Genomic DNA, 20,318 nt, shown 5'->3' with positions numbered 1-20,318 from the left:
GGGCATTTTCATTGGACCTCAAGACAAACAGCTATGTCGTGGACAGCAAGGATCGGATCATCTCTGTCGGGTCCGAATGGGATGCCTTCGCCATAGAGAATGACGCGCCGGGGGCGACCTCCACCCATGTGCTGGGGCGGGAGATTTGGGATTTCGTCGAAGGGGCCAACACCCGTACCTATCTGTTCGGCGTGTTTCAGGCCTGCCGGATCGAACAGCAACTGTTCAGTATCCTTTACCGCTGTGACGGGCCGGATGTGCGGCGGTTGTACCGGCTGACGATCTGGCCCTCCCCCGACGATAGCCTGACCATCGGCAGTATGCTTGTCCATGCGATCACCAGCTCCCCTCACCCTACGGTCAGCGCCTTCGAGGAATACTACGATACCACGCGATGTTCGGTCTGCTGCGCGTTCCAGATCGGCGACAAATGGATCGATCTGCGCACCCCGCCGGATGCAGATAACTTCGCCAAAAGCTATTCCATCTGCCCCACCTGCAAAGACGCCGCCCAGGTGGAGTTTGCGCGGATGAAACGAAAATCCAACATCATCCCCCTCCCGCGCGCCAAGCAGTGAGGCACGCACAAATGTGGGAAATGCATCGCGGATGCGGCGACGCCTAAAGTTGTCAATGTATTGAAATCAGGGAAGAAGTGGTGCCCCCACACGGACTCGAACCGCGGACCTACTGATTACAAATCAGTTGCTCTACCAGCTGAGCTATAGGGGCACTGAGGGAGCGTTTAAGAGATTGCTGCGGGCCGTGCAAGAGGGGAAATGTCAATTTTTTGCAGTTTTACACAAGTCGCAGGAAAGGCTATTGGAAAGCCGGTATCAGTAAGGGTGAGAAGACGTTCATGCAGTTGATTTTGCACACAGGTGCCCATTACACCGAAGAAGACAGGTTGCTGAAAAGCCTCCAGTCGAACCACGATCTTTTGGCGCAGGCGGGCACCCATGTGCCGAGCCCCGCAACCTATCGTGGTCTGTTTCGCGATACGTTGAATGCGATGTATAAAACATCCGCCTCGGACGGGGCGCGGGATGTCTTGCTGGACGCGGTCATGGGAGATTCTGACGCGGATCGGGTGATCTTTTCCGACGCGAACTTCTTTCGCACCCCTGCGACGGCTGTTGTTGAAGGGATGCTTTATCCCGCAGCACCTGTGCGGATGATGCGCATGGCGCAGCTTTTCCCCGAGGATGAACTGCAGATTTTCATGGGCATCCGCAATCCCGCGACCCTGCTGCCGGTGCTGTATGGTGTGTCGGCCGATAAATCTCCGCCGCAGTTCTGGGGCGACAAGGATCCGCTGGATGTGCGCTGGTCCGACACGCTGGCGCTGCTACGTGATTCTGCGCCCGAGATTCCCGTGACCGTATGGTGCAACGAAGACGCCCCCCTGATCTGGGGGCAGATCATGCGCGAGATGGCGGGCCTGCCCACGATGGCACCGTTGGACGGGGAATTCGACCTGCTGGAAACGATCATGCGCCCCGAAGGCATGAAACGGTTCAAATCCTATCTCGCCTCGCATCCCGAGATGACAACGGCAGAGCACCCGCGAGTGATCGCGGCGTTTCTGGACAAATACGTGATCGACGACGCGCTCGAGGAAGAGCTGGACATGCCCAGCTGGACCGAAGAGCTGGTCGAAGAGATGACAGAGGTTTACGACGAAGACGTTGCGCGCATTCAGGAAATTCCCGGCGTGCGGGTGATCCTGCCATAACGGCGGGACCACCGTCTAAGGTCAGCTTTCAAATGGCAGGCTGCGCAGGGTTACGTTGCGGGCCTCGTCCCCAATGACAACGTGCAGCGACGCTTGCGTTGCATCCGATGCGATCATCCCGACGCCGATATTGGCCTCGAAACGTTTGGAATAGACGTAGTCGCTAAGCACGCCGCGCGGCTGGCCTTTGTCGTCCAGCACGGAGATCGAATGTGCCGCCCCCGTCAGTGGCGCGCCCGCGATGACAAAGCCTGACCTTTCCCGTTGTGCGCCTTCATCGGCGATGCGGCGTAGCGCCTCTTTGCCGATAAAATCGTCGGGGGTCTCAAGATCGACCAGCTTGCCCAGGCCGATGTCATACGGGGTGCAGGGGTTGGTCTGAAGACGACCATCCGCACCATAGGACACCAGCCCGCTTTCGATCCGTTCAACGTCATTGGGCGCACCGGGACGGATGCCAAAGGGCGCGCCTGCGGCCTTTACCTTTGCCCATAGCTCCCCCCCGCGGCTGCTGTCCTGGAGATACATCTCGAAGCCGCCCTGTTTCGACCAGCCCGACCGCGCCAGCACCAGCGGGATATCCCCCAGCTGCGTTTGCTTGAAGCCGAAATACCTCAGATCGCGCACCCAGTCGCCGAACAACGCGGTGATCACCGCCTCGGCCTTGGGGCCCTGAACCGCCAGCGGGGAGACGTCTGGCTCAGCCACGGTCACGTCCCACCCGCGCTCTGCCGCGATGGCGCTGGCCCATAGGGCGATGTCACTGTCCGCAATCGACAGCCAATAGCGATCCTGCGCCAGCATGAGCAGCACGGGGTCGTTGATAAGCCGCCCCTGATGGTCGCACATGGGCACATAGCGTCCCTGCCCGATCCGGGTTTTCGACATATCGCGCGTGGTCAGATACTGGATCAGCCGCGCGGCATCCGGCCCGGACAGTTCGACCTGCCGTTGCGCCGCGACATCCCACATGGCCACCCCGTTCATCAGCGCGTCATATTCGCCCTCGGGGTCGCCGTAATGCGCTGGTATGAACATGTGATTATAGACCGAGAAACAAGCCACACCCTCTGCGACAGTCGCGTCGAAATAGGCGGATTTGCGATTATTCGGGCCAATGCCGATCTGAAACGTCATGGGGGCGATCCTTTTACCAAGGCCCACCGTACCACCCCTGTGCCCTGTCCCAAGGCGCGGGGGTCAGGGAACGGCGATGCCATCGGGCGGGCGTTCGCTTTTTCTGACACGGCAAAGCCCCGCACATCAACCGGCATCCTCCCAAAGGTTGGGGGCGCGCGGGCAATGGCGGGGCCTGGGGTGTGTCTAGGGTGTGAAACGCCCCCTCGGCATCCTTTGCCGAAAGGGCGCGTCGGGTTACTGCGCGGCCAGCAGTTCGGGCACGCTCAGCAGCACCACTTCGTTATCTGCAGCGGCATCCAGCTTGCGCCCGGATGAGAACGGCAGGTTGTTGTCCACGGCGACCATGATATGCGTCTCGTCCACCCGCATCACGTCCTCGATGGTGAAGAACGGCAGGCTGAACCGCCCTGCCTCGCCGCCATCGGTTTCGATGCGGGCCTTACCCGCGGGGTCGGCGATGTTCATCAGGTCGATCTGGCCGATGCGGCGCACATAGCCCTCTGCATCCACATCGGCGGTATCGATCAGGACCACATGCTTGACCATCGCGGGGTTCGGGAAACAATCTGCCTGCGGGTCACCGGCGCATTTCAACGAAGGCTCGCCCTCGCCATTGTCACGTTCGATCACCAGCGCGCGGGTCTCGTCGATGAAGTTGAAGTCACCGATCGCCGTGGCCCCTTCGGCCAGCTTGAACTTGAAGCCCTCGCCCGTCCAGTCGCGTGCCTCGGGGTCAAAGGCCATGACGCGCAGGAAATCACCTTCGTTCTCGCCGCTCGCAGCCAGCAGAGGTTTCTCGAGCATGGCCCACAGCAAACCCGTTTCAGGCTGCAGCGCCATGCCCTCGTACCCACCCGAGCGTGGCACGGTCCAATCCGTCCCCTTCACCGATGTGGCCGAGATACCGGGCGTGTCCGGCCCTTTCAGTTGAACACCATCCACCATCGTCGGATAGACGCCCTTGATCCGCCCGTCCAATGTGGCCTCGATCAGATAGGGGCCGAACTCCTCGCCGATCCAGATGCTGTCGCCGACGCGCTGGATGCTCTCCAGATCGAAATCCGAGCCGGTCAGATAGCGGCTGTCTGTCCCGCCATAGGAAATGCGGAAGGGCACTTTGAAATCGGGGTCATGGAGAAAAACCGTTTCCTTGATCTCGACCTCGCCTGTGTCGAAATCAGCGTCCATCCGGCTGAAGAACAACAGCGTATCGGGACTGTTCGCCTTGGAGCCAAAGCCGTTGTCCGTCAGCACATAGACCGACCCATCTTCGGCACGGTTCATCGCGAAACCGGAAAACCCCTGCAACGGCTGGCCAATGAAGGGCAGGTTCAGCCCCGTCAGCCGTTTGCCATGCAGCCTGCCCGTATTGCCCTGCACCGACATCGGCACGCCATTACGCGCGCCACCAGTGAACTTACCACTGATCCACGCATCCTTCGGCGCATCCGCAGGCGGCGCGACAAGGCTCAGCGCAGGCAGGTAGGCATGGCCCGCAAGCGTGGCATCAAACGTCTCTTGCGCGGCAGCAGGGGCGGCCAGAAGGGACAGGGCAAGGGGAAGAATAGGGTGTTTCATAAGGGCTCTCCGTTAAAGACGGTCCCTGATGCACGATTCTGGTAACAGCCGCGTAACGCAAAGGTGACGGTTCCACGACAGGCGCGGAATTGGGGAGAGGCGTAGTGAGAGGGTGGGATATTGGCGGAGGAGGTGGGATTCGAACCCACGGTACGCTCTCACGCACGCTGGTTTTCAAGACCAGTGCATTCGACCACTCTGCCACTCCTCCGCAGCAAGCACCGCATAGAGGGGTGTCAGCGATTCTGCAAACCTGGAAATGACGCGCACTGTGGCACCGTAACGCAAGACAGCGGCAGCCCGTGTTGGGCGGGTTCCGGCCGGGTGGGGAAATTTGCCGATGCCGTCCTGTCAGCCTTTCCAAAACCCCTGTACCCGCGTTAGTGTAGCGCAAAGACCCCGGCAATGGGGCATCAAACATGCCGTATTGACGGCGCGATCAGGCGGCGGCGGACAACGCCGCGCCAGCAGGCAAGGACGACGGACATGAACAGCCTCAGGCTACACCCTTTTTCTGGCAACCGGCCGCTGCGGTGCACGGTAGGGGTTTTGCTGATGATGACAACTTTGGCGGGCTGCGATGCGGTCGGCAATCTGACCGGCGGTCAGAAAGGCTCTGCTGCGGTGGCGTCCAGCTCGACCAAGCTGGTGGAGCGGGACGTCGAAGCGCCCGAGGTTTTCTCGGTCAGTGATCAGGGGCTTTGGGACGGACGCCCCAGCCTTGGCGGTGTCTGGGTCGCGCATCCCGATGTCACCGATCCCGAACGGGTGATCATCCGCAACGAGGCCAATGGCAAATTCGTCATCGGCGCGTTGTTCCGCCGTGAACGCGATCTGCCCGGACCCAAGCTGCAGATGTCTTCTGATGCGGCGGCGGCCCTTGGTATTCTGGCCGGTGCCCCTGCGCCATTGAACGTCACTGCCCTGCGCCGTCAGGAAGTCGATGACACCCCTGCCCCCGACGCAGCCCCCGAAGGCACGATCGAAACCCCGTCGGAAGTGACAGAAACCGCGCTTGATCCAGTCGCTGTCACTGCCGGTGCCGCGATTGACGCCGCCCCCGCTGCGGCGAAACCCGCTGCCCCTACGGCCCCGAAACCCGCAGCCCCCAAACCTGCGTCTTCGCTGGCAAAGCCCTTTGTCCAGATCGGTATCTTCAGCGTAGAGGCAAATGCCGAACGCGCGGCCAACCAGATGCGCAGCGCGGGCATGTTGCCCACCGTCAAACGGAGCGAGATCAACGACAAGCCGTTCTGGCGCGTGGTCGTCGGCCCTGCGGCGACGAAATCCGAACTGACCAATTTGCTGAAATCCATCAAGACCGAAGGGTTCTCTGACGCCTACGCCGTGTCGAACTGACCCACCGCCAAAGGAAACTGCCATGATCCGTATTTTTGCAGCCACGATTGCGACCCTTCTGTTGGCCCTGCCCGCGCAGGCGTTCGAGACACAGGCCCGCGCGGCATATGTGGTCGACCAGACCACCGGCACCGTGCTGCTGACCAAGAACGCGGATGAACCGCTACCGCCGGCCTCCATGTCGAAACTGATGACGCTGTATATGGCGTTCGAGGCGATCGAACGGGGCAAAAGCAATGGCGGGCTGGATCTGACAGAGGAACTGCCCGTGTCGCAGCACGCCATGTCCTACGGCGGGTCGACCATGTTTCTGGACACCACCGACCGCGTAAAGGTCGAAGACCTGCTGCGCGGCATCATCGTGCTGTCTGGCAATGACGCCTGTGCCGTTATCGCCGAAGCGCTGAGCCCCGATGGGTCAGAGGCCGGTTTTGCCCGCCTGATGACCCAGCGGGCGCAGCAAATGGGCATGACCAACTCGACCTTCGCGAACTCCAACGGCTGGCCTGCCGCCGGTCACCGCATGTCGCTGCGCGATCTGGGGCTGCTGGCCACCCGCCTGATCGAGGATTACCCGCAGTACTACCCGATGTTCTCGCAGCGCGAATTCCTGTTTGACGGGCGCGCACCGCAGAACAAGACCAACCGCAACCCGCTGCTGGGGCTTGGCATCGGCGCGGACGGGCTGAAAACCGGCCACACCGAAGAAGCAGGCTACGGGCTTGTCGGCTCTGCCAAACAGGGCGACCGCCGCGTTGTGTTTGTTCTGTCCGGTCTCGAAAGCGCCGCGGCCCGCGCGCAGGAATCGGAATCGATTGTGAACTGGGCCTTTCGCCAATTCTCGCAACGGTCCATGGGCAAAGCCGGCACAATGATTGCCGAAGCCCCCGTGGCGCTTGGCGCGCAGGGTGCCGTTGGCCTTGAACTGGAAAGCGATCTGTCGGTGCTGGTGCCTGTGTCCGGCGGCAGCGATGTCTCGGCCGAGGTGGTTTATACCGGCCCGCTGCGCGCGCCCATCACCAAGGGCCAGAACATCGGCGAACTGGTGCTGACCCGCGGTGACCTGCCAGAGGTACGTGCCCCGCTGGTTGCCCGCGACAGCGTTGCCGCAGGGGGGTTCATGGTCAAACTTGAAGCCGCCGCCCGCCATCTGCTGACCCGGTTGAACGAAGGGCCAGAGGCCGCTTCGTGAGCACCGCGGCCAAGGGCCTGTTCATCAGCTTCGAAGGTATCGACGGCTCGGGCAAATCGACCCAGACCAAACTACTGAAAGACCGGCTTGAGGCCGACGGGCATCAGGTCGTGCTGACACGCGAACCCGGCGGCTCCGCCGGGGCCGAGGAAATTCGCGCATTGGTCTTGCAGGGCGATCCCGACCGCTGGTCCGCCCGAACCGAGATCCTGCTGTTCACCGCCGCCCGTCGGGATCACCTTGAACGCACGATCCTGCCCGCGCTCGAGGCGGGCAAGATCGTGATCTGCGACCGCTTTGCCGATTCCACCCGCATGTATCAGGGGCTCAGCCGGGGTGACCTGCGCGGTGCCGTGGACCAGCTGCACAGCCTGATGATCGGCGTCGAACCCGATGTCACCGTGCTGATTGATATGGACCCCGGCGAAGGGCTCAGCCGCGCGCTGTCGCGCAACACGGTCGAGGAACGGTTCGAGGATTTCGGCGAAAGCCTGCAGGTCGCCATGCGCGCCGGCTTCCTGTCGCTTGCCGCTGAGTTCCCCGACCGTTTCGTCACCATCAACGGCGCACAATCCATCGATGCGGTGGCGGCGGATGTCTTTGCGCAGGTGCGCCCGCGTCTTGATGCGCGCTGACCCCTTTTCCTGCCGCCGCAATCTGCTAGACCACGTGACATGAGTGATGACGCCCCCCAGCCCGACCGTATCGACGGCGCGCGCCACCCGCGCGACACGCCGCAGCTTTTCGGCCAGTCGGCGGCAGAGGCCGCGTTCCTCGATGCTTTCAACTCGGGCAAGCTGCACCACGGCTGGCTGCTGACCGGCCCGCGTGGGGTGGGCAAGGCCACATTGGCGTGGCGTATTGCGCGGTTCCTGCTGGCCACCCCCGATGCAGAGGACGGCGGCATGTTCGACACCCCCGCCCCCACCAGCCTTGATATCGATCCCGACCACCCCGTCTCCCGCCGTATTGCGGCCGGGGGCGAAGGCGCGCTGAAGGCGATCACGCGCTCTGTTGACGAGAAAACCAAACGGCTGCGCAAGCAGATCGTCGTGGATGACATCCGCAAGCTGAACGGGTTCTTCCAGATGTCCGCTGCCGATGGCGGGCGCCGTGTCGTGATCGTCGATGACGCCGACCTGATGAACCCAAATGCCGCGAACGCGCTGCTCAAGATGCTGGAAGAGCCGCCCGCCCGCGCAATCATGCTGCTGATCAGCCACCGCCCCTCCGGCCTGCTGCCCACCATCCGCTCGCGCTGCCGGACCCTGCGGCTTGGCACCCTGACGCCGGATGATATGGCGCAGGCCCTCGGGCAGTCCGAGGTGGATATTCAGGGCGATCCCGCAGCGCTCGCGGCGCTTTCCGGCGGGTCTGTCGGCGGCGCGCTGTCCCTGTCGCTGATGGGCGGGCTCGCAATGTATGGCGAACTGGTCGCCCTGCTTGATACGATGCCGCGGCTGGACCGCGCCCGCGCGCTCAAACTGGCAGAGGCCGCAGCGGCCCGCGGAGCCGAGGAAAAACTGTCACTGCTGTTCACGCTGGTGGATCTGCTGATGCTGCGATTGGCCCGCACCGGTGCCCTTGGCCGCCCACCCGAAACCGCCGCCGCCCAGAACGAAGCCGCGGTGCTGACCCGCCTGTCGCCCACCCCCGCCCAAGGACGGGTCTGGGCCGAGACCGCGCAAGACATCGGCACCCGCGCGCGCCACGGGATGGCGGTCAACCTTGACCCTGCCGCACTGGTCCTAGATACCCTGTTCAAGATGGGCGACGCCGCACCGCGCTAGCCCACGCAAGACGAACAGGCAGGACCCCAGGCATGACAGACAGCACCCGCGACATTCACCCGATCACCGACAGTCACTGCCACCTGGACTTTCCCGATTTCGACGGTGAACTGCCCGATGTGATCGCCCGCGCCCAAGCCGCAGGGGTGACACGCATGGTCACCATCTGCACCAAGCTCAAGAACGAACCCGCCGTGCGCGCCATTGCCGAGGCGCATGCCCCGGTTTTCTATGCCGCCGGCACCCACCCGATGAGCGTCGCGACAGAGCCGATGGCCAGCTATGACGATCTGATGGCGCTGACCAAACACCCCAAGATGGTGGGCATCGGCGAAACGGGGCTGGATTACCACTACACCGCCGACAGCGCCGAGGCGCAGCAAGCCAGCCTGCGCACCCATATCGCCGCGTCCCGTGACAGCGGCCTGCCCCTGATCATCCACGCCCGCGACGCCGATGACGATATGGCCCGTATCCTCAGAGAGGAACATGCCAACGGGGCCTACCCTTGCGTGATGCACTGCTTCTCCTCGACGCAGGCGCTTGGCCGTGCGGCACTGGATCTGGGGTTCTACCTATCGATGTCGGGCATCACCGCCTTCCCCAAATCCCAGGACCTGCGCGACATCTTTGCCGACGCCCCCCTGGACCGGATATTGGTCGAAACCGACAGCCCCTATCTGGCCCCGCCGCCCCATCGCGGCAAACGCAACGAACCCGCCTTTACCGCCCATACGGCGCGGCGTGGTGCCGAAACCTTCGGCATCGATTATGCCAGCTTTGCCGCTCAGACGCAGGCGAATTTCGACCGGCTGTTTACCAAGGCCGCCCAATATCAGGACGCCGCCTGATGGCCGAGATGAAGATCACCATCCTGGGCTGCGGCTCGTCTGGCGGGGTGCCGCGCCTTGGCGGGCACTGGGGGGCCTGCGATCCGGCCAACCCCAAGAACGCAAGACGCAGATGCTCCATCCTGGTCGAGCGGATCACGGATGCGGGAACGACATCGGTGCTGATCGACACCTCCCCCGATATGCGCAGCCAGCTGCTTGATGCGGGCGTCGGACGGCTGGACGCGGTGCTTTATACCCACTCCCACGCCGATCATGTGCACGGGCTGGATGACCTGCGGATGATCGTGATCAACATGCGCCAACGTCTGCCGGTCTGGGCCGATACGCCCACGCGCGAGGCGCTGCTGGACCGTTTCGGCTACGTGTTCATCCAGCCCCCCGGATCGTCCTACCCGCCGATCCTCGAGATGAACCATATTGACGGCGACGTGGCGATCGACGGGCCCGGCGGCACGCTCTGCTTCACGCCCTTTCTGGTGAACCACGGCGGGATGGACGCGCTTGGCTTCCGCGTCAATGATGTGGCCTATCTGCCCGATGTGGCGCAGATCCCCGATGACATCTGGCCCCACCTCAAGGGCCTGCGCTGCTGGATCGTCGACGCGCTGCGCCGTGACCCGCATCCAACCCACAGCCACCTGGCCCAGACCCTGGGCTGGATCGAACAGATGGCACCGCAAACCGCTGTGCTGACCAACATGCACAACGACCTCGACTATGACACGCTGGCCGCAGAAACCCCCGACCATATCGAACCCGCCTTTGATGGCATGACCCTGAGCTTTCCGGTCTAGCCCCCGCCCGCGGGGTCCGGACTTCATTTTGCCCTATAAACTCCACGGGGGCGTGGGGGTGTGAAACCCCCACTCCGACAGCGCCACCCGCACCCAAGGCCATATTTCTCGTGCAAACGCTTCTCGAAGTCATCCTGCCCGTCTTCCTTGTCATCGGCTTTGGCTATGTCTCTGTCTGGCGAGGGTATTTTCCGGTGTCGGGCATCGACGGGGTCATGCGGTTCGCGCAAAGCTTCGCGATCCCCTGCCTGCTGTTCCAATCGATCGCGCATCTGGATCTCTCGGCCTCGTTCGACCCGCGACTGCTGTTCAGCTTCTACACCGGCGCGGCGGTCTGTTTCACGCTGGGTCTGTTCGGCGCGCGCATCCTGTTCAAACGCGACTGGGAAGACTGTGTGGCCATCGGGTTCTGCAGCCTCTTTTCCAACTCGGTCCTGCTGGGGCTGCCGATCACGGAACGCGCCTATGGGCCCGAGGCGCTGATCGGGAACTTTGCGATCATCGCCATCCACTCGCCGTTTTGCTACGGGCTGGGGATCACGGTGATGGAGTTCGTGCGCAACCGGGGCCAATCCGGTCCGGCCTTTGCGCGCAATGTGGCGCGGGCGATGTTCCACAATCCGCTGGTTCTGGGCATTCTCGCGGGCTTTGCCGTGAACTTTAGCGGGCTGGCGATCCCCGGTGTGATCGACGACGCGCTGTCGCTGATCGTACGCGCTGCCCTGCCCGCGGCCTTGTTCGCCTTGGGCGGCGTGTTGATCCAGTACCGCCCCGAGGGCGACAGCAAGACCATCGCCATGGTCTGCCTTTTGGCACTGATCGTCCATCCCGCGATTGTCTGGTTCATGGGCAGCGGCTTTGGCCTGCCGCAGGATCTGTTCCGCTCGGGCGTGCTGACGGCAGCGATGGCACCGGGGTTCAACGCCTATATCTTCGCCAATATGTATGGCCGCGCGCGGCGGGTCGCGGCAAGCTCGGTGCTGGTGGCGACGGTGGGGTCGGTGCTGACCGCGTGGCTCTGGCTCAGCGTGCTGCCATGATGCCCGTGCTCTATTCTTTCCGGCGCTGCCCCTATGCTATGCGCGCGCGGCTCGCGCTGCGGTCGGCCCGCCAGCAGGTGCAGCTGCGCGAGGTCGTGCTGCGCGACAAGCCCGCCGCCTTTCTCGCGACCTCGCCCAGTGGGACAGTGCCCTGTCTGGCGCTGGATACGGGCGAGGTCATTGACGAAAGCCTCGACATCATGATCTGGGCACTGCGCCGACACGATCCCGAAGGGCTGCTGCAGATGCCTGACGCGGGATGGGACTGGATTAACCGCTGCGACGGGCCCTTCAAACAGGCACTGGACCGCACGAAATACGCCACCCGCTACCCCGACGCCGATCCGGAGGCAGAGCGGGCCAAAGCCGCCGCCCATCTGGCGGCGCTGGACGCGCAAATTGGCACCTATATTTTCGACACCCCCAGCCTTGCCGACATGGCGATCGCCCCCTTCGTGCGGCAGTTCGCCTTCATCGACAAACCCTGGTTCGACGCGCAGCCCTGGCCGCAGTTGCAGGCGTGGTTGGACCGCTTCCTGACCGCGCAGGCCTTTACCGCCGTGATGGATAAATACCCGCAATGGGCAGAGGGCGACGCGCCTACGGTCTTTCCTGCCTAGGCCGACAAACCCTTCGCCCCGCCCCCGCGTACGCTGCATTGCGGCACAAGTTACCCTACGTCACAAAGTCGCACCGCTGCCCTGACAGCCGTCAGGCAGGTTGCCACAGCGGCGTGCACACTCCTAACCTTGGGTCGTGGTCCCACCGGATCACAACAACCGGGAGGAGATATAATGAAACATTTCAGATCAGGTCTGGTCGCCGGGGCGCTGGCCCTTGGCACCGCCTTTGCCACCCTAACCCCCGCATGGGCCCAAGAGCTGCCCCGCGGCGATGCGACCGCCTTGGGGTTCGACCCTGACCGACTGGCGCGGATGGATGCCACCTTTGGCGCGCTGGTGGACAAGGGGATGACGCCGGGGGCCGTGCTGATGCTGATCCGCGACGGTCAGATCGCGCATCTGTCCACCATGGGCAAACGCACCCCCGACGGGGAGCCGATGACCGAAGACACGCTGTTCCGCATCTACTCCATGACCAAACCCATCACATCCGTCGCCGCGATGATGCTGGTCGAAGAAGGCAAACTGCTGCTGAACGCGCCCGTCTCGACCTATCTGCCCGCCTATAACACCCTGACCGTGGTCACCGGCGAGAAAGACGCCGAGGGCAAGCCCGTGACCCGCCCCGCCAAAGGCGTGATGACGGTGCGCGACCTGATGCGCCATACCTCGGGGCTGACCTATGGCTTCTTCGGGGCCGGTCCCGCGCGCGAGGCCTATAACGCGGCCGGGGTCGCCTCGCCCGAGAACACGGCGATCGAACAGGCCAATCTGCTGGCGTCCCTGCCGCTGGAGCATGACCCCGGCACCACATGGGAATACTCCCGCGCGACAGATGTTCTGGGCGCGGTGGTAGAGGTCGCCTCAGGCCAGACGCTTGAAGAATTCATGAAGGCGCGTATTTTCGATCCGCTGGGGATGGAGGATACGGCCTTCTACATCGATGACGCGGCGGATTTCCCACGGATCGCCGAACCCTTTGCCGATCAGGCCAAACTGGGCAGCCGCGATGTCTTTGACCCGCGCGTGCGCAAGCCGAACCAGTCGGGCGGCGGCGGGCTGATGTCCACGGTGCATGACTACGCCAAATTCGCGCAGATGATGCTGAATGGCGGAGAGTTGAACGGCACGCGGCTGCTGTCGCCTAAGTCGGTGCAGCTGATGACCTCGAACCACCTTGAGGGCATCAAACCCGGCAAATACTACCTGCCCGGCCCCGGCTACGGCTTTGGTCTGGGGTACGGTGTGCGACTTGAAACCGGCAATGCCCCGTCAATGGGCTCCGCCGGTGAATACAACTGGGGCGGTGCCGCGGGAACCGGCTATCACGCGGACCCTGCCGAAGATATGATCGCGCTGCTCATGATCCAGTCCCCTGCCAATCGTGGGCCGCTGCGGCTGATCTTCAAGAACCTCGCCTTTAGCACGCTGGCCGACAGCCGCGTCGACGACTGACCCGGCGGGGCCACGCGCCCCGCCCCATACCCTCGCGCAAAAGGCCCCTGACGTCGGGGCCTTTTGTCGTTCAGCACGACAGATCGCTGGCTTGCGACAGGGAAACCCCCTAAAATTTCACACCGGCCATTGTCAGCGGGATGGTCCGCGTTACGTCATCGCTTTGATTATAAAGGATTCACATTGTGGCAACAGAAACACTCGGCGCGCTAAATCCTGTAACTGCGATCGCATTGGTCGGCGCGATCGGGGTGGGGTCTCAATGGATCGCATGGCGGCTGCGCATGCCCGCGATCGTGCTGATGCTGGTGGCCGGTATCCTGATCGGACCGGTTCTGGGCATCTTCGACCCCGCACGGGATATCGGGCCGTTGATGGGGCCGATGATCTCTATCGCCGTGGCGATTATCCTGTTCGAGGGCGGTCTGTCGCTGAACTTTCACACGCTGCAGGACGCGGTCGGCGGTGTGCGCCGGCTGGTCTATATCGGCGCGCCCCTTGGCTGGCTGATGTCGGCGCTGTCGCTGCATTATGTGGCGGGGCTCAGCTGGTCCAGCGCGGCCGTCTTTGGCGGGATCATGATTGTGACCGGCCCCACGGTGATCGCGCCGCTGCTGCGCACCGCGCGGCTGTCGCGCCGCCCTGCCACCCTGTTGCAATGGGAGGCGATCCTGAACGACCCCATTGGCGCGCTGGCCGCCGTGCTGGCCTTCGAGGTCGTGATCGCGCTGAACACCGCCACCACCGCGTCCGAGGCGATGCTGGAGCTGTTTATCGGTGCCGCCGTCGCCACTGCCGCCGGTGTCGCTGCGGGGATCGGCCTGTCGCGCGCCTTCAAACGCGGCTGGGTGCCCGAGTATATGAAGGTGCCCGTGCTCTTTGCCCTGCTGCTGGGGGTCTTTGCCGCGTCCGATGCCGTGCTGCATGAAAGCGGGCTGCTGGCGGTGACCATCATGGGGATCGTGATCGCGAACTCCAAACTGCCCAGCTACGAGGAAATGCGCCGCTTCAAGGAACATGCCACCGTGCTGCTGGTGTCGGGCGTGTTCATCCTGCTGGCCGCAGGGCTGGATGTCGAAGCGCTTGGCAATCTTGACTGGCGCGCGGCGGCCTTTGTGGCTGTGGTGGTGCTGGTCGCACGGCCTGTGACGGTGTTTATCTCGCTCGTCGGGTCGGGCATCCCGTTTCGCGAAAAATTGCTGGTGGCCCTGACCGGACCACGCGGCGTCGTGCTGGTCGCGGTCGCGGGTCTGTTTGGCGAACGCCTGCTGAGCCTCGGGTTCGAGGACGCCGCCCTGATCGCGCCGCTTGCCTTTGCGCTTGTGGCGGTGACCGTGGTGGTCAACGGCTTCACCCTCGCACCCTTTGCACGGCTTTTGGGGCTGACCGGTGCGGACACGCCCGGCGTGGTGATCATCGGCGGCTCGGATTGGACAACGCAGCTGGCCGAAGTGCTCAAGAAAGCGAAGATTCCGGTGCTGATGACCGACCCCAACTTCATCCGCCTGCGCAAGGCGCGTGCGGCGGGGATCGACACATTCTCGGGCGATATTCTGTCAGAAGCGGCAGAGCAGCGCGTGGAACTCGTCAGCTATGCCACGCTGATCGCTGCCACGGATAACGACGCTTACAACACGCTGGTCACCACCGACCTGGCGCCGGAATTCGGCCGCGAGAATGTGTTTCAGGTGATGCGCGAGAAATCCGAAAGCAGCCGCCACCAACTGCCCCGCACCCTTGGCGGTCGGCCCTTGGGGCTAGAGGCGACCCATGCCGAACTGCGTGATCTGATCGCCCAAGGCTGGCGCTTCCGCAGCACGCGTCTCTCCGAGGAGTTCACGCTGGAAGACTGGCGCGCCGAAAGCCCCGAGGCGCGGTTGCTCGCCCAGATCACCACCAGCGGCGAGATCAAGTTCATGCGCAAGAACGAAGAGTTCAAGGGCGGCGACGGCATCCATGTTATCGCTCTGCGCCCGCCGGAGGAGTGATCAGACCACACCCACCCGCGCAGCATACTATCTGCGCGGGTATTTCAGCTTTGCATTAACCTTAATTGGACCATTTTTTCGCCACACCGGTCAGGCAGTTGCTTCAGTCATGTAGGTAACCAACTGAAAAGGCACATCTATGTTAATAAGTTCACTTTTCTCTGGCGGCAGCCAGCAGTCTCAGCCCAAAGGGGCCGAGAAACAGAAAGATAAGTCGGAGACCGGTAACACCGAAAAGAACAACGCCAAAGCCAAAGACGAACAGCCGGCCGCGCAAGAAACGCAGCCCACCGCTGAAACTGCCCCTGCGCAGTCGTCTCAGGCCGCCGCCCCTGCGCAGAAAGCGCAAGCCCCCGCTGCGGAGGCTCCGGCTCCCGTCGCCCCAACCCCGGTTGCCACCTCGGACGCCGAAGACAGCGGCATGAGCGAGGCGCAAGCCCGCGCCGCAGCCGAAGCCCGGATCGAAGCCGCACAGGCCCGCAGCCTGATCGACTCGATTGCGCCGGTCAGCAGCTCGCCCCAGCAGGCCAGCAAATCCTACCTGTCGGCCCTGCTGAAATCGAACGCGCCAACAGAGGCCGCATCAACGGCCAAATCCGCCGCTGAGCCCGTCGCCGACAAGGCCGACAAAGCGCTGAAAGCCGCCGCGTAACCCACGCAGCCCCGCCGCGCCCGAACACCCTTCGGGCGCGGCGCATGGTTCACAACCAAGACAGACATCAAAACGCAGGCGCTGAAGCGCGCGAATTATGTATGATTATCAATGAGTTGAAGTGGTGCGGGTGAAGGGACTCGAACCCCCACGCCATAGGCGCCAGAACCTAAATCTGGTGCGTCTACCAATTCCGCCACACCCGCATTGCGCGTTCACTATCAAAGAAATTTCCCAGTGGCGAGGGGGAAAAACGCGCATGACGTATAGTTTTTCTCACCTGCCACGCGTGCCTGCACCCGACGGCCGCTAGAGGTCCAGCGCCTTGAAGACGCGGGGGATTTCTTCGACCAGATCTTCGGCGATCAGCCCCGGTCCGAACTGACGTGCGGCCTCTACATGCAGCCACGTGGCATATTGCGCCGCCTCGAAAGGCGCGATGCCGCGGGCCAGCAGACCGGTGATCATGCCCGACAGCACATCCCCCGCGCCTGCGGTGGCAAGCCACGGGGCCGCGCGATCGCCCGTGCCGTGATGCGCCGCGACGCGGCCGTCGGGATGCGCGATCAGGGTTGTCGCCCCCTTATACAGAACAACCGCCCCCGCCTTTTGCGCCGCCATCAGACAGGCCTGCGCCTTATCGGCGTCACTCTCGGATATCTGCTTGAAAAGGCGCGCGAACTCTCCGCCATGCGGGGTCAGCACGCAGTGCGGGCCAAGGCGCTCCCACAGGGTGGGCTCCTGCGCGATCAGGGTCAGCGCGTCGGCGTCCAGCACGCAGGGCTTGCCGCATTCAAGCACTGCCCGCACCAGCGCCACATGGGCCGGTTTCATCCCCAAGCCCGGCCCGATGCACATTGCCCGCACGCGTTTGTCACCGGCCAGCTCTGCCAAATCCTCGGGGCCTGTGACGCGCGACAGCATCAGGGCGGTGATCTGCATCGCCACCTCCATCTGCGCGGCGGGCGGTACGGCCAGTGTGACCAGCCCCGCCCCCATCCGCAAAGCCGCACGCCCGGACAGCCGCGCAGCACCTGTGCGCCCGGCCCCACCGGTCACGACAATCGCGTGCCCGTGGTCGAACTTATGCCCCTGCCCCTTGGTCAATTGATCAAAGTCCAGCGTGTCTGCGGTGATGGCACTCGGTTGCATGGCAGCCCCTTTCCGGTCCGTCTTTTGCCCAAAGATAAACCACCTGCCCAAGCGATAGCCAAGCCTGTCAGCACATGGATTTTCAAACTGCACAAATTTTAATCGCCACGCACATAAAACAGCCGATGCGCACAAATTTTCGCCTCTTTCGGTGGACTCCATCGCGCGTCTGGTAGACCGTCGGCCCGCACGGTGAGATGACACCGATGTAGACCGAAAATCACCCGTCTGGCAGGGAGGCCTCAGATGAAAAAGATCGAAGCTGTAATCAAGCCGTTCAAGCTTGATGAAGTCAAGGAGGCGCTCCAAGAGGTTGGCGTTCAGGGCCTTAGCGTTATCGAAGTCAAAGGCTTCGGGCGTCAAAAGGGCCATACAGAATTGTACCGTGGCGCTGAATATGTCGTGGATTTTCTGCCCAAGGTAAAAATCGAAATCGTGTTGGACGACGATCAGGTAGACGCCGCCATCGAGGCCATCGTATCGGCCGCGAAGACCGAAAAGATCGGCGACGGCAAAATCTTCGTCAGCCCCATCGAACAAACAATCCGCATCCGTACCGGCGAGACCGGGTCAGACGCGCTTTAATCGAATTTACGAGATTCAAGAAAAGGATATCATCCAATGAGCACCAAGGACTTCCTGAAGAAGATCAAGGACGAGGACATCGAATACGTTGATGTACGTTTCACCGATACACGCGGTAAACTGCAGCACGTGACAATCGTCTCCGATCTTGTTGACGAAGATTTTGTCGAAGAAGGGTTCATGTTTGACGGCTCCTCCATCGCGGGTTGGAAAAGCATCGAAGCCTCCGACATGAAGCTGATGCTCGACACGGACACCGCTTATGTTGATCCGTTCTATGCCGAAAAAACCATCTGCGTGCACTGCTCTGTTGTAGAGCCCGACACAGGCGAAGCCTATGAGCGTGACCCCCGTGGCACCGCGCAAAAAGCCGAAGCCTATCTGAAAGCCTCCGGTATCGGTGATGTGGCCTATATGGGTCCGGAAGCCGAATTCTTCCTGTTCGATAACGTCAAATTCTCGAACTCGATCAACAAGGTATCCTACGAAGTTGATGCGTCCGACGCGTCCTGGAACACCGACACCGACTATGAAATGGGCAACATGGGCCACCGCCCGGGCCTCAAGGGCGGCTACTTCCCCGTGAACCCCACGGACGAAGCACAGGACCTGCGCGCCGAAATGCTTTCGACCATGAAACGTCTTGGCATGAAGGTCGACAAACACCACCACGAAGTGGCGTCCTGCCAGCACGAACTGGGCCTGATCTTCGGCACGCTGACCGAACAGGCGGACGAGCTGCAGAAATACAAATACGTGATCCACAACGTGGCGCACGCCTATGGTAAATCCGCAACCTTCATGCCCAAGCCGATCTATGGCGACAACGGCTCCGGCATGCACGTGAACATGTCGATCTGGAAAGACGGCAAGCCCCTCTTCGCAGGCGACAAATATGCCGACCTAAGCCAGGAAGCGCTGTATTTCATCGGCGGTATCCTGTCCCACGCGAAATCGCTGAACGCCTTCACCAACCCGGCGACCAACAGCTACAAGCGTCTGATCCCCGGTTTCGAAGCCCCCGTTCTGCGCGCCTATTCCGCACGCAACCGCTCGGGCTGTGTCCGTATCCCATGGACCGAATCCCCCAAGGCAAAACGCGTAGAGGCCCGCTTCCCCGATCCGGCGGCAAACCCCTACCTGTGCTTTGCCGCGCTGCTGATGGCCGGCCTTGACGGGATCAAGAACAAGATCGATCCGGGCGAAGCCATGGATAAAAACCTCTATGATCTGCCGGCCGAAGAACTGGCCGATATCCCAACCGTTTCCGGTTCCCTGCGCGAAGCGCTGGAAGAGCTGCAGTCGGATATGGATTACCTGCTGGCCGGTGACGTATTCACCAAAGACCAGATCGAAGGCTATATCGAACTCAAGATGGAAGAAGTGCACAAATACGAGCACACCCCCCACCCTGTTGAATTCGGCATGTACTACAGCTGCTAAACGCGGTCTCCACCCGGACGGGTGGCCAGACCAACAGCAAAGGGCGTCCCTATCGGGGCGCCCTTTCGCTTGGAATGCGTCTTGCTATTTGAAGTTCGAAACAGCTGAGCTAGAGTCAGCCGAAGTTTAATATAGTCAGAGGTTATTTCATGCGCCCCACCAAACGTCTTGCCACGGCACTTATGCTTTCTTTGGGCTTCGCCGCCCCAGTTGCAGCGGCCCAATGTGGCAACAACGCGGGAGGCTTCGACGCCTGGAAACCCGCCTTCGCGAAAGAGGCCGCCGCCGCGGGTGTCGGTCAACGGGGGCTCGATGCACTGGCAAACGCGCGCTATGCCAGCAGCACCATCGCCGCCGACCGCAACCAGAAATCCTTCAACTATTCGCTCGATAAATTCATGCAGGTGCGCGGTGCCGATACGATCGTCGCCCAAGGCCGCAAGCGCAAGGCCCGCAATGCAAGCTTCTACCAGTCACTCGAAGCGCGCTACGGCGTGCCAGCGGGGGTGATCATCGCGATCCACGGGATGGAAACCGCCTTTGGTGGCTTCATGGGCGATACCTCGGTGGTGTCTGCGATCACAACGCTGACCTATGACTGCCGCCGCTCCGATTTCTTTGCCCCCCACGCCATCGGCGCGCTGAAACTGGTTGATACCGGCGCGATCAACGGCGGCACCAAAGGCGCAAAACATGGCGAGCTTGGCCACACCCAATTCCTGCCCGGCAATGCCCTGCGCTATGGGGTGGACGGTAACGGCGACGGCCGCGTTGATTTCTACAACCAGACCGATGCGCTGGCTTCGACCGCGAACTTCCTGCGTCAGAAAGGCTGGCAACCCGGGGCCGGCTATCAGGAAGGGCAAACCAACTTCAATGTGATCAAACAGTGGAACGCTGCCGGCGTGTACCAGAAAGCCATCGCCATCATGGCCGCC

Annotated in this window: 19 protein-coding genes and 3 tRNA genes; 16 read left to right on the top strand and 6 right to left on the bottom strand. The window is 62.4% G+C overall.

Annotated elements, in window-relative coordinates:
• Positions 1–11 precede the first annotated feature (11 nt).
• A complete protein-coding gene (locus tag ACTRWK_RS11370) occupies positions 12–578 on the top strand; it encodes a hypothetical protein (protein WP_289082124.1) in 567 nt (188 codons plus the stop codon).
• Positions 579–656: 78 nt separating this feature from the next.
• On the opposite strand, the gene ACTRWK_RS11365 is transcribed toward ACTRWK_RS11370, so the two are convergent.
• Positions 657–732, bottom strand: a tRNA-Thr gene (locus ACTRWK_RS11365).
• Between the two features lie 127 nt (positions 733–859).
• Between ACTRWK_RS11365 and ACTRWK_RS11360 the strand changes: the two genes are divergently transcribed.
• Entirely contained in the window at positions 860–1,735 is an 876-nt protein-coding gene (locus ACTRWK_RS11360) for a hypothetical protein (RefSeq protein ID WP_289082123.1), read from the top strand.
• Between the two features lie 21 nt (positions 1,736–1,756).
• Here the strand turns inward: ACTRWK_RS11360 and ACTRWK_RS11355 are convergent, their stop codons facing one another.
• The 3 genes from ACTRWK_RS11355 to ACTRWK_RS11345 form a co-directional block, all read right to left on the bottom strand.
• Positions 1,757–2,872: an aminomethyltransferase family protein gene (locus ACTRWK_RS11355; protein ID WP_037943961.1), complete on the bottom strand. Its 1,116-nt coding sequence runs from the start codon at positions 2,870–2,872 to the stop codon at positions 1,757–1,759.
• Between the two features lie 237 nt (positions 2,873–3,109).
• On the bottom strand, positions 3,110–4,453 hold the full coding sequence (locus ACTRWK_RS11350) for an esterase-like activity of phytase family protein (protein WP_037943960.1): 1,344 nt from the start codon (positions 4,451–4,453) through the stop codon (positions 3,110–3,112).
• 121 nt (positions 4,454–4,574) lie between these two features.
• Positions 4,575–4,664: transfer RNA gene (locus ACTRWK_RS11345), tRNA-Ser, on the bottom strand.
• Positions 4,665–5,008: 344 nt separating this feature from the next.
• Between ACTRWK_RS11345 and ACTRWK_RS11340 the strand changes: the two genes are divergently transcribed.
• From ACTRWK_RS11340 to ACTRWK_RS11290, 11 genes are all read left to right on the top strand, one after another.
• Complete coding sequence (locus ACTRWK_RS11340) at positions 5,009–5,812, top strand: SPOR domain-containing protein (RefSeq protein ID WP_260001898.1); 804 nt, start codon at positions 5,009–5,011, stop codon at positions 5,810–5,812.
• 22 nt (positions 5,813–5,834) lie between these two features.
• Positions 5,835–7,004: a D-alanyl-D-alanine carboxypeptidase family protein gene (locus ACTRWK_RS11335; RefSeq protein ID WP_005852693.1), complete on the top strand. Its 1,170-nt coding sequence runs from the start codon at positions 5,835–5,837 to the stop codon at positions 7,002–7,004.
• Positions 7,001–7,639, top strand: a complete 639-nt coding sequence (gene tmk / locus ACTRWK_RS11330; RefSeq protein ID WP_005852690.1) for a dTMP kinase — start codon at positions 7,001–7,003, stop codon at positions 7,637–7,639. The genes ACTRWK_RS11335 and tmk overlap by 4 nt, the downstream gene beginning before the upstream one ends.
• Before the next feature lie 39 nt (positions 7,640–7,678).
• Entirely contained in the window at positions 7,679–8,794 is a 1,116-nt protein-coding gene (locus ACTRWK_RS11325; protein ID WP_289082122.1) for a DNA polymerase III subunit delta', read from the top strand.
• A gap of 32 nt (positions 8,795–8,826) precedes the next feature.
• Complete coding sequence (locus ACTRWK_RS11320; protein WP_009826687.1) at positions 8,827–9,645, top strand: TatD family hydrolase; 819 nt, start codon at positions 8,827–8,829, stop codon at positions 9,643–9,645.
• Complete coding sequence (locus ACTRWK_RS11315) at positions 9,645–10,442, top strand: MBL fold metallo-hydrolase (RefSeq protein ID WP_289082121.1); 798 nt, start codon at positions 9,645–9,647, stop codon at positions 10,440–10,442. Before ACTRWK_RS11320 ends, ACTRWK_RS11315 begins: the two co-directional genes overlap by 1 nt.
• Before the next feature lie 110 nt (positions 10,443–10,552).
• Complete coding sequence (locus tag ACTRWK_RS11310) at positions 10,553–11,482, top strand: AEC family transporter (RefSeq protein ID WP_005852681.1); 930 nt, start codon at positions 10,553–10,555, stop codon at positions 11,480–11,482.
• Complete coding sequence (locus ACTRWK_RS11305) at positions 11,479–12,102, top strand: glutathione S-transferase (protein ID WP_289082141.1); 624 nt, start codon at positions 11,479–11,481, stop codon at positions 12,100–12,102. Before ACTRWK_RS11310 ends, ACTRWK_RS11305 begins: the two co-directional genes overlap by 4 nt.
• 174 nt (positions 12,103–12,276) lie before the next feature.
• The gene (locus tag ACTRWK_RS11300) at positions 12,277–13,560 is read left to right on the top strand and encodes a serine hydrolase domain-containing protein (RefSeq protein ID WP_289082120.1); all 1,284 of its coding nucleotides are present in this window, start codon (positions 12,277–12,279) and stop codon (positions 13,558–13,560) included.
• 185 nt (positions 13,561–13,745) lie between these two features.
• Positions 13,746–15,548 (top strand): cation:proton antiporter, encoded by a 1,803-nt coding sequence (locus ACTRWK_RS11295; protein WP_278375287.1) that lies wholly within the window; start codon positions 13,746–13,748, stop codon positions 15,546–15,548.
• A 139-nt stretch (positions 15,549–15,687) separates the two neighbouring features.
• Positions 15,688–16,200 (top strand): hypothetical protein, encoded by a 513-nt coding sequence (locus ACTRWK_RS11290; protein WP_037943951.1) that lies wholly within the window; start codon positions 15,688–15,690, stop codon positions 16,198–16,200.
• A gap of 122 nt (positions 16,201–16,322) precedes the next feature.
• Here ACTRWK_RS11290 and ACTRWK_RS11285 read toward each other — a convergent pair.
• A tRNA-Leu gene (locus ACTRWK_RS11285) sits at positions 16,323–16,406 on the bottom strand.
• A 103-nt stretch (positions 16,407–16,509) separates the two neighbouring features.
• A complete protein-coding gene (locus ACTRWK_RS11280; protein ID WP_289082119.1) occupies positions 16,510–17,352 on the bottom strand; it encodes an NAD(P)H-hydrate dehydratase in 843 nt (280 codons plus the stop codon).
• Between the two features lie 246 nt (positions 17,353–17,598).
• Between ACTRWK_RS11280 and ACTRWK_RS11275 the strand changes: the two genes are divergently transcribed.
• The 3 genes from ACTRWK_RS11275 to ACTRWK_RS11265 form a co-directional block, all read left to right on the top strand.
• On the top strand, positions 17,599–17,937 hold the full coding sequence (locus tag ACTRWK_RS11275) for a P-II family nitrogen regulator (protein ID WP_005852659.1): 339 nt from the start codon (positions 17,599–17,601) through the stop codon (positions 17,935–17,937).
• A gap of 36 nt (positions 17,938–17,973) precedes the next feature.
• Positions 17,974–19,380 carry a type I glutamate--ammonia ligase gene (gene glnA / locus ACTRWK_RS11270; RefSeq protein WP_005852657.1) on the top strand — a complete coding sequence of 469 codons (1,407 nt, stop codon included), beginning with the start codon at positions 17,974–17,976 and terminating at the stop codon, positions 19,378–19,380.
• A gap of 149 nt (positions 19,381–19,529) precedes the next feature.
• The coding region (locus ACTRWK_RS11265) for a lytic murein transglycosylase (RefSeq protein WP_462843929.1) at positions 19,530–20,318 on the top strand (789 nt) is incomplete at its 3' end.

This window comes from Sulfitobacter sp. G5_S2_6_S6 (assembly GCF_054968505.1).
The sequence above is the reverse complement of the archived record's forward strand: the minus strand, read 5'-3'. Positions and strand labels throughout refer to the sequence as shown.